Source organism: Fusobacterium perfoetens ATCC 29250, from assembly GCF_000622245.1.
GTDB lineage: Bacteria > Fusobacteriota > Fusobacteriia > Fusobacteriales > Fusobacteriaceae > Fusobacterium_B > Fusobacterium_B perfoetens.
In genome coordinates, this window is the sequence record NZ_JHXW01000003.1 from 180640 (window position 1) to 195766 (window position 15127).

General features: G+C 26.0%; 16 protein-coding genes. 11 read left to right on the forward strand and 5 right to left on the reverse strand.

The genetic code is table 11. From position 1 onward, the window contains the following. Positions 1–185: 185 nt before the first annotated feature. Entirely contained in the window at positions 186–665 is a 480-nt protein-coding gene (locus tag T364_RS0100915) for a GNAT family N-acetyltransferase (protein ID WP_027127884.1), read from the forward strand. A gap of 344 nt (positions 666–1009) precedes the next feature. On the opposite strand, the gene T364_RS0100920 is transcribed toward T364_RS0100915, so the two are convergent. After that, positions 1010–1579 (reverse strand): nitroreductase family protein, encoded by a 570-nt coding sequence (locus tag T364_RS0100920; protein ID WP_027127885.1) that lies wholly within the window; start codon positions 1577–1579, stop codon positions 1010–1012. A gap of 147 nt (positions 1580–1726) precedes the next feature. Here T364_RS0100920 and trhA point away from each other — a divergent pair, with 147 nt between their 5' ends. The 10 genes from trhA to lsrF all read left to right on the forward strand — a co-directional run bounded on the left by trhA (position 1727) and on the right by lsrF (position 10032). Next, positions 1727–2356: a PAQR family membrane homeostasis protein TrhA gene (gene trhA, locus T364_RS0100925; protein ID WP_035945173.1), complete on the forward strand. Its 630-nt coding sequence runs from the start codon at positions 1727–1729 to the stop codon at positions 2354–2356. 12 nt (positions 2357–2368) lie between these two features. Continuing rightward, positions 2369–2515: a hypothetical protein gene (locus T364_RS11175; RefSeq protein WP_169733514.1), complete on the forward strand. Its 147-nt coding sequence runs from the start codon at positions 2369–2371 to the stop codon at positions 2513–2515. Positions 2516–2528: 13 nt separating this feature from the next. Next, positions 2529–5024 (forward strand): AMP-binding protein, encoded by a 2496-nt coding sequence (locus T364_RS0100935; protein ID WP_027127887.1) that lies wholly within the window; start codon positions 2529–2531, stop codon positions 5022–5024. Between the two features lie 154 nt (positions 5025–5178). Continuing rightward, entirely contained in the window at positions 5179–5382 is a 204-nt protein-coding gene (locus T364_RS0100940) for a cold-shock protein (RefSeq protein ID WP_027127888.1), read from the forward strand. 64 nt (positions 5383–5446) lie between these two features. Continuing rightward, positions 5447–6037 carry a DNA-3-methyladenine glycosylase gene (locus T364_RS0100945; RefSeq protein WP_027127889.1) on the forward strand — a complete coding sequence of 197 codons (591 nt, stop codon included), beginning with the start codon at positions 5447–5449 and terminating at the stop codon, positions 6035–6037. Between the two features lie 27 nt (positions 6038–6064). After that, the gene (locus T364_RS0100950; protein WP_027127890.1) at positions 6065–6913 is read left to right on the forward strand and encodes an alpha/beta fold hydrolase; all 849 of its coding nucleotides are present in this window, start codon (positions 6065–6067) and stop codon (positions 6911–6913) included. Positions 6914–7086: 173 nt separating this feature from the next. Further along, positions 7087–7713, forward strand: a complete 627-nt coding sequence (locus T364_RS0100955) for a dihydroxyacetone kinase subunit L (protein WP_027127891.1) — start codon at positions 7087–7089, stop codon at positions 7711–7713. A gap of 34 nt (positions 7714–7747) precedes the next feature. After that, positions 7748–8746, forward strand: coding sequence for a dihydroxyacetone kinase subunit DhaK (locus tag T364_RS0100960; RefSeq protein ID WP_027127892.1), 999 nt, complete (start codon positions 7748–7750; stop codon positions 8744–8746). Positions 8747–8794: 48 nt separating this feature from the next. Continuing rightward, positions 8795–9127 carry a VOC family protein gene (locus tag T364_RS0100965; RefSeq protein WP_027127893.1) on the forward strand — a complete coding sequence of 111 codons (333 nt, stop codon included), beginning with the start codon at positions 8795–8797 and terminating at the stop codon, positions 9125–9127. Positions 9128–9156: 29 nt separating this feature from the next. Next, the gene (gene lsrF / locus T364_RS0100970) at positions 9157–10032 is read left to right on the forward strand and encodes a 3-hydroxy-5-phosphonooxypentane-2,4-dione thiolase (RefSeq protein ID WP_027127894.1); all 876 of its coding nucleotides are present in this window, start codon (positions 9157–9159) and stop codon (positions 10030–10032) included. A gap of 30 nt (positions 10033–10062) precedes the next feature. Here lsrF and T364_RS0100975 read toward each other — a convergent pair whose 3' ends face one another. From T364_RS0100975 to T364_RS0100990, 4 genes are all read right to left on the reverse strand, one after another. Beyond that, on the reverse strand, positions 10063–11004 hold the full coding sequence (locus T364_RS0100975; RefSeq protein WP_027127895.1) for a sugar-binding transcriptional regulator: 942 nt from the start codon (positions 11002–11004) through the stop codon (positions 10063–10065). 72 nt (positions 11005–11076) lie between these two features. Next, on the reverse strand, positions 11077–11958 hold the full coding sequence (thrB, locus tag T364_RS0100980) for a homoserine kinase (RefSeq protein WP_027127896.1): 882 nt from the start codon (positions 11956–11958) through the stop codon (positions 11077–11079). Continuing rightward, positions 11946–13436: a threonine synthase gene (thrC, locus tag T364_RS0100985; protein WP_027127897.1), complete on the reverse strand. Its 1491-nt coding sequence runs from the start codon at positions 13434–13436 to the stop codon at positions 11946–11948. The genes thrB and thrC overlap by 13 nt, the downstream gene beginning before the upstream one ends. A gap of 144 nt (positions 13437–13580) precedes the next feature. After that, positions 13581–14978, reverse strand: coding sequence for an MATE family efflux transporter (locus T364_RS0100990; RefSeq protein ID WP_027127898.1), 1398 nt, complete (start codon positions 14976–14978; stop codon positions 13581–13583). Positions 14979–15127: the final 149 nt, after the last annotated feature.

The following is a 15127-nucleotide window of genomic DNA, read 5'->3' on the forward strand; positions in this document are numbered from 1 at the left end:
TCTAAAAAATCTTAAATTTCATAAAAAGGATATTGATTTTTTTATATATTTATAAACAAAAATTTATTTTAGAAAGAATTATAATTAAAGAAATATAAAAATTAGAAAAAGAAAAATATAAAAAATATTATTTTTTATAAAAATATTATATAATTAAAAAAATAAAAATATTGGAGGATAGAATCATGAAAGAAAAAATAAATTTTCGTTTTGCAGAAGAAAAAGATACAGAATTAATACTAAAATATATTATAGAATTAGCTAGTTATGAAAAGTTAGAGCGTGAAGTAGTGGCAACTAAAGAGCTGTTAAAGAAATGGATATTTGAAGAAAAAAAGGCAGAGGTAATTTTTCCAATAGTAGATAATAAAGAGATAGGATTTGCACTTTTCTTTCATAATTTTTCAACTTTTTTAGGAAAGGCAGGTATATATCTTGAAGATTTATATATAATTCCTCAATATAGAGGAAAGGGTTATGGAAAAGCACTTTTAAAAGAATTAGCCAAAATAACTGTTGAGAGAGGTTGTGGAAGATTAGAATGGTGGTGTTTAGATTGGAATAAACCAAGTATAGATTTTTATTTATCTCTAGGAGCAGAACCAATGAAAGAATGGACTGTATATAGATTAGCAGGTGATACCTTAGAAAAAATGGCTAAATAGTGATGTAAAGAGATAAGACTAAAGTTTAGATTTTATTATATAAAAGGTTTAAAATTATAGAATATAGACTAAATATATTAGAAATTATTTTTTTAATAATAATAAAAATGGGTAATTAAAAAGTAGAGTAAAAAAATCACTCTTAAAATTAAGGGTATATACCTTAGATTAAAAAAGAGTGATTTTTCTTTATAATTAATAGGTTATAGATTGAATAATTATTTTAAGAAGTTAAAACTTCTATTTTTCTAGAAAAAAATATTTTTCACCAGCCAAAAATTTTTATAACAAAAAATACTTTTTCAATAGAATTATATCATTTTATTTTTTTCTTGTAAAATTAATTAAAAAATTAATTTACTTAAAGGGATTTTAGGGACATAATTATGTCTTTTTTCAACATCTCGATAATAATTAGTATTTCCATCAGTAGCTTCAACAACTGTAGCAATTTCAAAAGGTTTTCCTAAAGCTATAAGAATTTCACAATTATAATTTTCAGGAATATTTAATAAGTTATGAACAGATTTTTTATCAAATGAAGCAAGAATACAACCACCATATCCCATATTAACAGCTGTAAGTAAAATATTTTGAGCTGCAAGTCCCATATCAAAATAATTTAAATTTATATTTAAAGGAGTGTCGTTAGGTAAACACATTACAATATAAGCTACAGGAGATTCTTCTACAGAAGGATTCCAATCAGGAAGAGCTCCAGCCCATCTTGTAAGAGGAAATATTTTATCACATATATTTTCATTTTCAACTAAGGCATATCTAATGTTTTGAGAATTCTTCGCACTAGCAGCCAATCTAGCATTTTCAATCATCATTAAAAGTTCTGTTTTACTAATCTTATCATTAGTAAAAGTTCTGTAAGACCTATTTTTTAAAAAAATATCTTTTTCCATTGAAGTAACCTCCTAAGTATTTTAAAGTTGTATTGTGTTAATACAAAATTTAGTCTAAATATATATTATTTTAGTCTAAAATATAAAAAAATAAATAAAATTATAAAAAATAAAAAAATATGATAAAATATTAAATGGAGGGAAATTATGAAACGAACAATAGAAGAAATTTTAAATGCAATTACTCACTATATTGGAGCTATTTTATCTTTAATTGGTCTAATATTTATAATCTTTCATTCAATAGAAACTAAAGAAATTGGTTATACTTTAGGTTGTATAATTTTTGGAATTGCCTTAATTTTTTTATATTCAATGTCTGGGACTTATCATATATTAATAAATGAAGATTTAAAAAAATTTTTTAGAAAATTGGACCATATTGGAATTTATTTTTTAATTTCAGCTTCATATACTCCATATATTTTTACTGTTTTAGACGGAAAAACTAAATGGATAGTTTTTATAGCTCAATGGACATGTACTATGTTTGGAGTAATTTATAAAATTTATTTTACAGGAAAAATGAGATTATTATCAACTATTATTTATTTAATAATGGGTTGGATGGTTATATTTGTTTTCAAAGATATAAAATCAGCTTTAAGTGCTGTATCATTTAATTGTTTATTGGTTGGAGGAATAGTTTATTCTGTTGGAACAATTTTTTATATGATGAAAAAGTTAAAATATAGCCATGTTATTTGGCATATTTTTGTAATTTTTGGTAGTTTTTTTAATTATCTTTCAATATATTATATAGCAGATAAAATTTAACATGGAGGTAATATGAATTTTTATATAAAATTAATAATAAAGATTTTAGAAAGAAGTATGTCGGGACAAGATTCTGAAATTTTGAGAAAATTAAAAAGTGGAATAGATTTAACAACTGAGGATAAAAAAGAATTAGAAGAAATGATAGATAATTTATAGGAAGGAGAAGAATATGGCAATAAAATTTGTTACAGACTTTAATAAGGAAGCCGTATTTTATAAAGATAAGGAATTTACATATAAAGATTTGATAAAAGAAGCAAAATATATCTCATCTTTATTAGGAATAGAGAAAGGTGATAAAGTTGTAAACTTTATGGAAAATAGACCTGAATTTATTTGTAGTTTTTTTGGAGTTTGGAATAGTAAGGGAATTCCTATAAATATAGATGCAGGTTATGATTCAGAAGAGTTAGAATATATTTTAACTGATGCAGACCCTAAAATTATAGTAACATCTAATAAAAATTTAAAAGTAGCCCAAAAGGCTGTGGAACTTTCAGGAAAAAATATAAGAATAATAAATAGTGATGAAATAAAAGTTCCAGAAGATTTTCAAGTAGATGAGTATGTAATTTATTCTCCAGAACTTGAAGATATAGGAGTTTTATTATATACTTCTGGAACTACAGGAAAACCTAAAGGGGTTGTACTTACAGTTGATAATTTAATGTCTAATGTGGATGCTATCACAGAGATAAAGATGGGAACACCAAAGGATAGATTATTAGCTTTATTACCATATCATCATGTATTACCACTTTCTATAAATTTGTTGATGGCAATTCATATAGGAACTTTAATAGTTTTAATAGATGAACTTTCAGCTTCAGCTATTTTAGGAGCCTTACAAAAATATAAAATAACAATTGTTGTAGGAGTTCCAAGACTTTGGGAAATGATACATAAAGGACTTATGAATAAAATAAAAAGTAGTAAGATAGCTACAATGTTATTTAATTTATGTAAAAAAATAAATAATAGAACTTTTAGTAGAATTGTATTTAAAAAAGTCCATGAAACTCTTGGAGGACATATAAGATTTTTAGTTTCAGGTGGGGCAAAATTAGAAGCTGGGATAATGGATGATTTCAAAGTTTTAGGAATAAAGGTTTTAGAAGGATATGGTCTTACAGAAACTTCTCCAATCATAGCTTTTAATAGAGAAGATGATGTAAAAATAGGAACAGTTGGAAAAGTTATTCCTGGAGTAGAAGTAAAAATTGCTGATGATGGTGAATTAGTAGTTAGAGGAAGAAATGTTCTTAAGGAATATTATAATAAACCAGAAGCAACAAAAGAGGCAAAAGATTCTGAGGGTTGGTTTCATACAGGAGATTTAGGAAAAATTGAAGATGGATATATAAGTATAATTGGAAGAAAGAAAGAGATGATAGTTTTATCAAATGGTAAAAATATAAATCCTGTTGATATTGAAAATGAAATTGTTAGAGGAACAGATTTAATAAAAGAAATAGCAGTAGTAGAATATAATAATCATTTATTAGCTTTGGTATATCCTGATTTTAATTTAATAAAAGAAAGAAATATTGTCAATATAACAGAAACTTTAAAATGGGAAATAATAGATTCATACAATGTTAATGCACCAACTTATAGAAAAATATTAGAAATTAAAATTGTAAAAGATGAATTACCAAAAACTAAACTTGGAAAATTAAGAAGATTTATGTTAAAAGATGTTTTAGCAAGTTTAGAAAAAGGTAATATAGAAAAAGAAGAAACTATTGAAAAAGACCCAGAGGAAGATACTTTAGAATTTAAAACTTTATCAGAATATATAAAAGATGAAAAGGGAGAAAATATTCGTCCTAATTCACATATTGAGATTGATTTAGGTTTAGATTCTTTGGATATAATTCAAATGAATTCATTTATTGAAAAAACTTTTGGATTTAAAATAAAAGAAGAGGAAGCTGTTGATTTAAAAGTAATAAAAGATATATGTGAATATATTAGAAAAAATAGTAGTACATATCATATAGAAAAAATGAATTGGGGAGAAATATTTAAAGAAGACATAGATTATCAATTACCAAATCATAAAGCTATATGGTTTATAAAACTTATATTTACTCCAGTTTTAAATTTGTATTTAAGATTAAGAATAAAAGGTAGAGAAAAATTATCTAATGATACAAGAATAATTATATGTAATCATGAAAGTTTTATAGATGCTTTTGCTGTTCAAAAATTATTTAAAGGAGAACAAATAAAAAATACTTATTATTTTGCTATAAAAAAACATTTTGATAAACCTGTATTGAGATTTTTTGCAAATCATGGAAATATAATTTTAATGGATTTAAATCAAAATTTAAAAGAAAGCTTACAAATTTCAGCTAAAGTATTAAAATCTAAGAAAAATTTAGTAATATTCCCAGAGGGAGCAAGAACAAGAAATGGTAAGATTCAAGATTTTAAAAAATTCTTTGCAATATTGTCAAAAGAATTAAATATTCCTGTAACCGTTTTAGGAATAAAGGGAGCTTATGAGTCAATGCCATATGGAAGTACTTTTCCAAAACCTGGTAAAGTAGAGGTTGAAGTATTAGGAGAAGTATATCCAGATGATTTACCTGTGGATAAAATCGTTGAAAATTCTAGAAATTTAATAATAGAGTGGCAGAATAAAGATAGAAAATAACTTGACAAAAGTACTTAAATAATATATAATTGTTCCATGCAGTACAGATTTAAGTAAAGTATAGATTCTGAAATAGGGGTATCAATATAAAATACTGAAGTTTCAAAACTAGTCTTTTTAAGTCTATGCAAAAGTATTTTATGGAGGTATCACAATGAACAAAGGAACAGTAAAATGGTTTAATGCAGAAAAAGGATTCGGATTTATCACTTCTGAAGAAGGAAAAGATTTATTCGTACACTATTCTGAAATTAAAAAAGAAGGATTTAAAACTTTAGAAGAGGGACAAAAAGTATCTTTTGATGTTAAAGAAGGACAAAAAGGACCTCAAGCTGCTAACGTAGAAATCCTTGGATAATTAAAGAGATTTTTAAAGCCCACTCTTATGAGTGGGCTTTTTTGTATATAGATTTGGAGAAAAAATGAGATTAAAGAGAGAGTTTTATACAAGAGATACAATAACAGTTGCTAAAGAATTACTAGGTAAAATTATTGTAAAAAAAAGAGATGATGGAGAAATTTTTAGTGGTAGAATAGTTGAAGTAGAAGCATATTTAGGAATAAAAGATAAAGCAAGTCATTCATATAATGATAGAAGAACAAAAAGGACAGAGATTATGTATAAAAAGGGAGGATATTCTTATGTTTTTTTAATTTATGGAATGTATCAATGTTTTAATGTAACTACTTCATATGAAGGAAATCCAGAAGCTGTTCTTATAAGAGGGATAGAACCTTTAATAAATAAAGAAAAGATGTTTGAAGAGAGAAAAGTAAAGAAAGAAAAAGATATTTCTAATGGACCTGGAAAATTAACAAAGGCTTTGGGAATAACTAAGTTAGACAATGGAAAAGATTTAGTAGAAGGCAGTAACCTTTGGTTAGAAGATGATGGATATAAAGTTAAAGAGATTATAGAAACAACTAGAATAGGAATTGATTATGCTGAAGAAGACAGTTTAAAACCTTGGAGATTTTATATAAAAGATAATAATTTTGTTTCAAAAAAATAAATCTAACAAATGAAGTTGGAGGAAGAAATGGACAATAAAAAAGGTGTAATTCAAATTATTCACGGAATGAGTGAACATAGAGGAAGATATAGTCATTTTTTTAAATATTTTGAGGAACAACAATGGATAATTGAGATGGAAGAACATATTCACCATAGAGATAAAAAAGAAAGTGATGAAAAAATTGGAATATTTCAAAATGATTTTAATAAAATGATAGAAAATCAAATTAATTTTACAAAAAAATTAAGAGAAAAATATCCTGATAAAAAAATATATATATTTGGTCATAGTATGGGCTCTTTTATAGCTCAAGAACATATGAAAAAATTTAATAAAGAAGTGGCAGGATATATTATTTGTGGTTCTTGTTATGAACAAAAAATATTATGGAATTTAGGAAAAATTTTTAGTAATCTTTTGGATAAAATTTATAAAAATAAAAGAGCCTCTATAATAAGAAAACTAATTTTTTTAAACTCCAATAAAAAAATAAAATCAAATAATTATTATAATGAAAATTCCTGGCTTTCAAGAGACATAGAGGAAGTAAAAAAATATTCATCAGATAAAAATTGTGGTTTTACTTATAGTAGTAGTTTTTATAAAGAGTTTTTTATATTTTTAAATAAATTATATAATAGAAATGAATTTGAATTAATAAATAAAGATTTGCCAATTCTAATTATATCAGGTGATATGGACCCTGTAGGATTACATGGAAAAGGGGTTAGAGCATTAGAAAAATTTTATAAAAAATTAAATTTTAAAAACCTAACTTTAAAATTATATAAAGAAGCTAGACATGAGTTACATAATGAAATAAATAGAGAAGAAGTATTTGAGGATATAAAAAAATGGCTTGAAAAAAATTAAAATAAGAAAGAGCTTTAAAAAAATTATTTAAAGCTCTTTTTTTATAAGAAATGAGAAAATATAATACAAAAAATATTAAATTCTTATAAAAAATAATTAAAAACATATTGACATTTGTAAAAAAATATGGTAATAATTATTAACAAATGTAAATTTAAAAAAGAGGTGTTAGTATGTCTATTACAAAAAAAGAGCTAAAAAATATGTTTTTAACAGCAGCATCACTTTTAAAAGAAAATTGTGAGGAATTTTCAAAAATAGATTCACAATTTGGGGATGGGGACCATGGAATAACTATTGGTAAAATAGCAAAATTGATAGAGGAGAAAATAGAAGCATGGCCAGATGATGAATCTATAAAAGACTTTATAGATGACTTAGGAACTGGTATAATGGGAGTAAATGGTGGTTCAGCTGGACCTTTATGGGGAACTTTAATATCAGGTTTAGTTGTTGATTTAGATGAAGAAGAGGAGTTAACAATAGATGATTTTAAAAAGATGTTAAAAAGTTCTTTAAGTGAAATGCAAGATATAACAACAGCTAAAGTTGGAGAAAAAACTATGATGGATACTTTAATCCCAGCTGTAGAAACAGCTGAAAATTCAAAATCTACAGATTTTAAAGAATTTTTTGAAGAGATAGCCAAAGCAGCTGAACAAGGGGCTGAGGATACAAAAAAATATATTTCAAAATTTGGAAGAGCAAAAAGTTATAAAGAAAAAACTCTAGGATACAAAGATGCTGGAGCTACATCATTAGCATGTTTATTTAGAGGACTAGCAAATGGAATAAAATAAATTTATTTATAAAAAATTAGGAGGCGAAATTTTTATGAAAATGAAAAAATTTATTAATGACCCAAGCAATTTAACAAAAGAACTTTTAGAAGGATTAGCACTATCAAACAAAGATATAATAGAATATGTTGATGGTGAATTAATAGTAAATAAAAAATTAAAAGATGCAGACCGTGTAACAATAGTTACATTAGGAGGAACAGGACACGAACCAGCTCTTAGTGGATTTGTAGGAGAAGGAATGTTAGATATATCAGTACCAGGAGATATATTTGCAGCTCCAGGACCACAACCTTGTATAAAAGCTATAAAAATGGCTGATAAAGGAAAAGGAGTTTTATTTGTAGTTCTTAATCATGCTGGAGATATGCTTACAGGAAATCTTACAATGAAAGCTCTAAAAAAAGAAGGAATAAAAGTAGCAAAAGTTGTTACTCAAGAAGATATTTCTAATGCTCCAAGAGAAAATGGAGATGATAGAAGAGGACTTGTAGGTTGTGTACCTTTATATAAAATAGCTGGAGCAGCAGCAGCTTCTGGAAAATCTTTAGAAGAAGTAGCTGAAATAGCTCAAAAATTTGCTGATAATATGGCAACAATAGCAGTTGCTACTAGAGGGGCTACTCATCCAACAACTGGAGAACCTATAGCTGTTTTAGGTGAAGATGATATGGAAATTGGAATGGGACAACATGGAGAAGGTGGAGGAGGAAGAATGCCTCTTAAAACAGCTGATGAAACAGCTCAAATAATGTCTGATGCTTTAATAAAAGATTTAAGCTTAGTTTCTGGAGAAAAAGTCTTAGTTGTTATAAATGGAAGTGGAGCAACAACTCTTATGGAACAATTAATAGTATTTAGAAAAGTTCATAATTATTTAGCTGAAAAAGGAATTGAAGTTGTAGCTAATGTTGTAGGAGAAGTATTAACAGTTCAAGAACAAGCTGGATTCCAAATGATGTTTGCTAGAATGGATGATGAGATGTTAGGATATTGGAATGCTCCATGTAATACACCATATTTTAAAAAATAATTTTATAAAAGTATAAAAAATATTAATTAAAAATTTTAGGAGGGAATTATGGCAGCTGAATATATGCATATAGGAATACCAGTTACAAATTTAAAAGAAGGAATGACTTATAATGAAGATATGAAACTTTGGATGAGTAATCCAGATGATTATGATTTTAAAATAGAATATTTAAAATTTGAAGCAGGAACTCCTTTCCCTGAAATAATCCACAAAAATCCACATGTAGCTTATAAAGTTGATGATGCTGAGCCTTATATGGCAAAAGCTCAACAAATAATATTTGGACCAGCTGAAATAGGTCCAGATGTAAGAATAGCTTTTATAATTTTGGATGATACAATAATAGAATTATATGAAGACAAAAATTGGAAAAAATAGGAGGATGTGATTTTTATCACATAAAAAATATGGCAGATAAATTTGGAAATAAAATTGCAAAAGATTATGAAGTTAATACTCCTTTTGCTAATCAAGGAAGTTTTTTTGTAAAAGGAATGCAAAATATGGATTGGGGAATGAAAGCAAGATTCTCAAGAATTTTTAATCCAAAAACAGGAAAAACAGTTATGCTTGCCTTTGACCATGGATATATTATGGGTTCAACAGCAGGACTTGAAAGATTAGATTTAGCTATTCCACCATTAATGGAAGATGTTGATGTGTTAATGGGAACTCGTGGAGCAATAAGAACTTGTATTCCACCTACTTGTAAAAAAGGAATAGCTTTAAGAGCTAGTGCTGGAAGTTCTGTATTAGATGATGATATGAGTCATGAAGTAATAGGAGTAGATATAGAAGATGCTATAAGATTAGATGCCACTTGTTTAGCTGTACAAACTTTTATAGGAGCTCCAGGGGAGAAAACTTCTCTTGAAAATTTAGTAAGAACAGTTGACATGGGAAATAAATATGGAATCCCTGTATTAGGTGTAGTAGCAGTTGGAAAAGATATGGAAAGAACTCCAAAATTCTTTAAGTTAGCTACTAGAATGTTGGCTGAATTAGGAGCTCACATTATAAAAACATATTATTGTGAGGACTTTGAAGAAGTGGTAGCAGCTTGTCCTGTTCCAATAGTTGTAGCTGGTGGAAAAAAAGTTCCTGAAAAAGAGGCTTTAGAATTGGCTTACAATGCAATAAGTAAAGGAGCAGTCGGAGTTGATATGGGAAGAAACATATTCCAAGCTGAATCTCCAAAAGCTATGGCTCAAGCAATAGGAAAAATCGTTCATGAAGGATATACAGCAGAAGAAGCTTATAAATTTTATGAAGAAAATAAATAAAAAGAAAAAGTAGAGTGGAAAATTTCCACTCTATTTTTCATTTAATATTTCTTTTGCTACCTCACTTGTAATAATAAGATGAGTAATAATTCTAGAATTTAAAGCTCCAATAATAGCATTTTTATTTACTTTGGATGAAGCTATTCCTATAACTTTTTTTGTCTTTTTTAATAAATCTAAAGGAATTTCAACAGAAAAATTATTTTCTCCTTGAATAACCTTTCCCTTTTTATCAAAATAATAAGATAAAATTTTTCCAACAGCCCTTTTTTTAGAAAGGGCATCACCAAATCTTAAAGCGGTAGCTAAATCTGGAACAGAAGGATGACTATTAATTCCAACTATAGCTAAATCTAATTTTTTCCAAATTGTAAATATTTCTTTATAATTTTCTACTGATAAAAAAATTTCTTTTTCTTGATAAGAAGTTAGAAAAGCAGGAGAAAAAAGATAACTAGGTGTAAGGCCAGTTTTTTCTCCTATGATACGAACTAATTCATTAGGATGATATCCTTTGAAAGGAATATTTGTATTTCCAATAAGAGGGACAACCTTTCCTTTTAGATTTCCTATAACTTTTTCTTTTTTTTCTAAATTATCAGTAAGATTACTAATAATACTACCCCATCCAATACCTAAATATTTGACATCTACTAATTCTTTAGTAATATATTCAATAGCTTTTTCAGCAATATAATTATCAGTATTAACAGTTGGAGTTTGAGAAATTATATAAATATCATCAATATTAAATAATTTTTTTAATTCTTGAGCTAAGTCAGTACTATATGAACGAGGATAATTGATATTTATAGTAACAATTCCCATTTCAATAGCATCATTTAATAATTTACTGACTAAAGGCCTAGAGATAGAAAATTCTTTTGCAATTTCATTCTGTGTCATATTATCAAGATAATACCTTTTAGCAACTTCAATCAATCTGTGTATTTTATCATTATCTTTGATCATAAAAAACTCCTAATTTAAAAAATTTAATCATATAATATTATATAATATTTATTAAAATAATAAAAGAAAAAATTACAAGTATTCAATTATAGTTCCTGAAAAATCTACATCTAATTTTTTTATTTTCCAATTGTTATTTAAAAGTTTTACTTGAGAAAAAATTTCATTAATCAAATTACTATTTTTAGTAATTCCTAAAAGAGTTGGACCAGCTCCACTTATAACAGTTCCTAACACATTATTAGAATTACAAATTTTTATTATTTCAGAGCTTTCATCAATTAATGGAAGTCTATATTGTTGGTGAAGTTTATCAGAAAGAGAAATTTTTATAAGTTTTTCATCACCTAATTCTAAGGCTTTTAATAAAACACCAGTTCTAGAAATATTGTAGATACCATCTTTGAAAGAAATTTCTTTTGGGAGAACATTTCTTGCTTTTTCTGTTGAAAGCTCAAACTCTGGGATAAAAACATAAAAATTAAGGTCTTTACTTATATTATACTTTACTGTATAAGGAATATCATTTTCAACTAAAGAAACAGTAAGCCCTCCAAAAAGAGCTGGAGCTATATTATCAGGATGTCCTTCAATGCTATTACAAATTTTAAATATTTCTTCCATAGGAAGATTTTTTCCTGAAAGAATACTAGCCCCTAAAACTCCTCCTACAATACAAGTGGCACTACTTCCAAGTCCTCTACATACAGGAACTGAACTTTCAATATTTATCTCTACATTCATAAGAGGGAGATTCATATATTCAAAAGTTTTTTTAAAAGAATAGTAAACTAAATTATTTTCATTTTGATATTTTTCTTCACAACCTGTTATTATCAAAGGTTTATCAGATTTTTTAAAAGTAAAATATGAATATAATTTAAAAGCAAGTCCTAAGGAATCAAAACCTGGACCTAAATTTGCAGTAGTAGCTGGAACTTTTACTCTGAACATAGTATCACCTCTATAGTTTTATCTATATTATTTTTCTCTATTATATTTTTATGTAATTCTTTTTTATTTTCTAAATCTTTTAGATTTTCAGGAATAGAGAATTTTGTTTTTTCACTCAATTTTTTCATAATTTCAAATTCATTTAAAGAAGTTTCTTCAAAAATACTTTCATATACAGATTTTGAGAATTTAAATGGACTAGCTGTAGATAGTAAAATATTTTTACAATTAGAACTATCTAATTTTTTAAATTTTTCCATAACAGAATACCCAACAGCTGTATGAGTATCTAAAAGATAATTATAATTTTCAAAAACTTTTTTAATAGTTTTTCTAGTAGTTTCTTCATCAGTATAATCAAAATAAAAATCTTTCTGTAATTTTTCTAACATTGATTCTGAAATTTGATATTGACCATTTTCTTTTAAATCTCTCATAATTTTTTCTATATATTTATCATTATCATTACTTAAATGAAATAATAAACGTTCTAAATTACTTGAAATTAAAATATCCATAGATGGAGAAAGTGTTTTTAAGAAATCTCTATTCTTATTATAAATTCCAGTATTATAAAAATCAGTTAATACTTTGTTACTATTAGAAGCACAAACCAATTTATTTACAGGTAATCCAAGAAGTTTAGCATAATATCCAGCAAGAATATCTCCAAAGTTACCACTTGGAACTATAAAATTAACTTTTTCTCCAAGAGAAATCTCATCTTTTTTTAGAAGATTAATATAAGAATAGAAGTAATAAATAATTTGTGGTATAAGCCTTCCTATATTAATAGAATTAGCAGATGAGAATGAATAATTTTTTTCTTTAAGATAATTTTCTATATTTTTATCTGTAAATATATTTTTTATTCCAGATTGAGCATCATCAAAATTTCCTTTTATTCCATAAACAAAAGTATTATTTCCTTCTTGAGTTGTCATTTGTTTTTTTTGAACTATACTAGTTCCATCATTTGGAAAAAATACAGCAATTTTTATATTTTCTATATTTTTAAATCCTTCAAGAGCAGCTTTTCCTGTATCTCCAGAAGTTGCAGTAAGAATTAAAAGTTTTTTGTCAATTTTATTTATTTTCATAGCTTCCACAGTAAGATGAGGGAGTAGAGAAAGAGCAACATCTTTAAAAGCACTTGTTGGACCATGAAAAAGCTCTAATATATAATCTTGATTAACTTTAACTAAAGGAGTAACTTCTTTACTAGAAAATTTATTATAAGCTAAATCTATAGAATTTTTTAAAGATGAATCTGAAAAATCAGATAGTAATTTTTTTAAAATATTAAAAGCAATATTTTTATAAGATAAATTTTTTAAATTTCCAATTTCTTCTAAAGATAATTTTAAATTTTCAATATTTTCAAAAATAAATAATCCTCCCTCTTCAGAAATTCCTTTTATAATCCCAAGTGAGGGAGAAATAGATATATTTTTATTTCTAGTACTTATGCAATTCATATAAACCTCCAATTTTAAATTTGTATATATGATACTATGTTTTTGAAATAAAAACAAGTGTTTTTATAATAAAAATGTTAAAATTTATATATAAAAAACTGTTATAAATTAATTACTAATAATTTATAACAGTTTAACTAAAAATTATTCTATTGGTCTATTTAATTTTAAATATCTTTTAATCATCTCATGACGCATATATTTTCTATCTAATAGTTTTACTTCTTTCCACATTAAATATCCTGCTACTAATGCTGTAGTACAATCAGCTATAGGGAAACTTATCAATACTCCCATTGCTCCAAATTTTAAAGGGAGGATATAAGCAAGTGGAATGGAAAGAACAACAAGTCTTAAAAATATAAGTCTAGTAGTAATAAATCCTTTTCTAATTGCTTGGAAATATCCAGCACAACATAAATAAATAGCCGTTCCAGTCATATACATTAAATGATATCTTATAGCTTGAGAAGTGTATTCAACAACTTCAGAGTCATTTTTTATAAATATTTGAACTATTTTATCAGATAGAAGAACGACAATACCTACTAGAAAAACTGAAGAAATGCCAGAAATTATAAGAGATAAAATAAAAGTATCTTTAACTCTTTTAAAATTTTTTGCTCCCCAGTTAAAAGAAATAATAGGTTGTCTTCCCTGATTTAGACCACTGTAACTTGTATTGATAAAACTTCTAAGTATAGTCATTATTCCTAAACTTATAAGAGCAATTTCTCCACCATATTTAAGTAATTGAACATTTAATACAAGAATATAGGTACCATATAAAAATTCATTAGAAAAAGAAGAAAAACCTGTTGAAAACATTCTTTTAACAATAGAAAAATCCCAAGAAATATATTTATTTTTTAAAGTTAATATATCACTTTTATAAAAATGATACAATAATAACATTGCTGGAACAAAGTTAGCAAAAGATGTGGCTAGAGCAGCTCCTTTCATTTCCCATTTTAAAACTATAACAAATAAATAATCTAATATAACATTGACAATTATAGAAGCAAAATTTATCATCATAGACATAATAGGATTTCCTTCACTTCTAACAAAAGCACAAAAAGACCAAAATGCCATTTGGAAAGTGACAGATGGAAGAAAGAAAAAACAATAATCTTTTACATAGTTGATGTTAGAATCTGTAGCTCCTAAAAATCTAACTAATGGTTCTAAAAAAGTGAAACCTAAAATAGTATAAACTATTCCAACAACAATAACTGTATAAATACAAGCTCCTAAGGTTTTTCTTGCATCTTCCAAATTATCTTGCCCTAATTGAATACTTACTAAAGATGAACCACCAGCATTGAAAAACATTCCTAGAGCATCTCCTAAAACAATTAAAGGATAAATTGTTGCAATAGAACCAATTCCAACTCTACCCATTGCTTGTCCTATAAAATATCTATCTGTTGTATTTAACAAAATAGAAGATAAAGCTACAATGGTACTAGGAACAGAGAACTTAATAAGTAAAGGTAAAAGTTTTGCATCTCTAAATTGAGAACGTTGATCTTTATTCATAGGGCCTCCTTAGTACTTTATAAAAATTTAAGTAAAGAGTATGAAAAGCCTCAAGAAAAACTTGAGACTTTTCAAAAAGTGTATATTTATTATTTATAGTACCATTAAACCATAAAAAAAATAAAAAATCAATAGTTATAAAAAAAGAA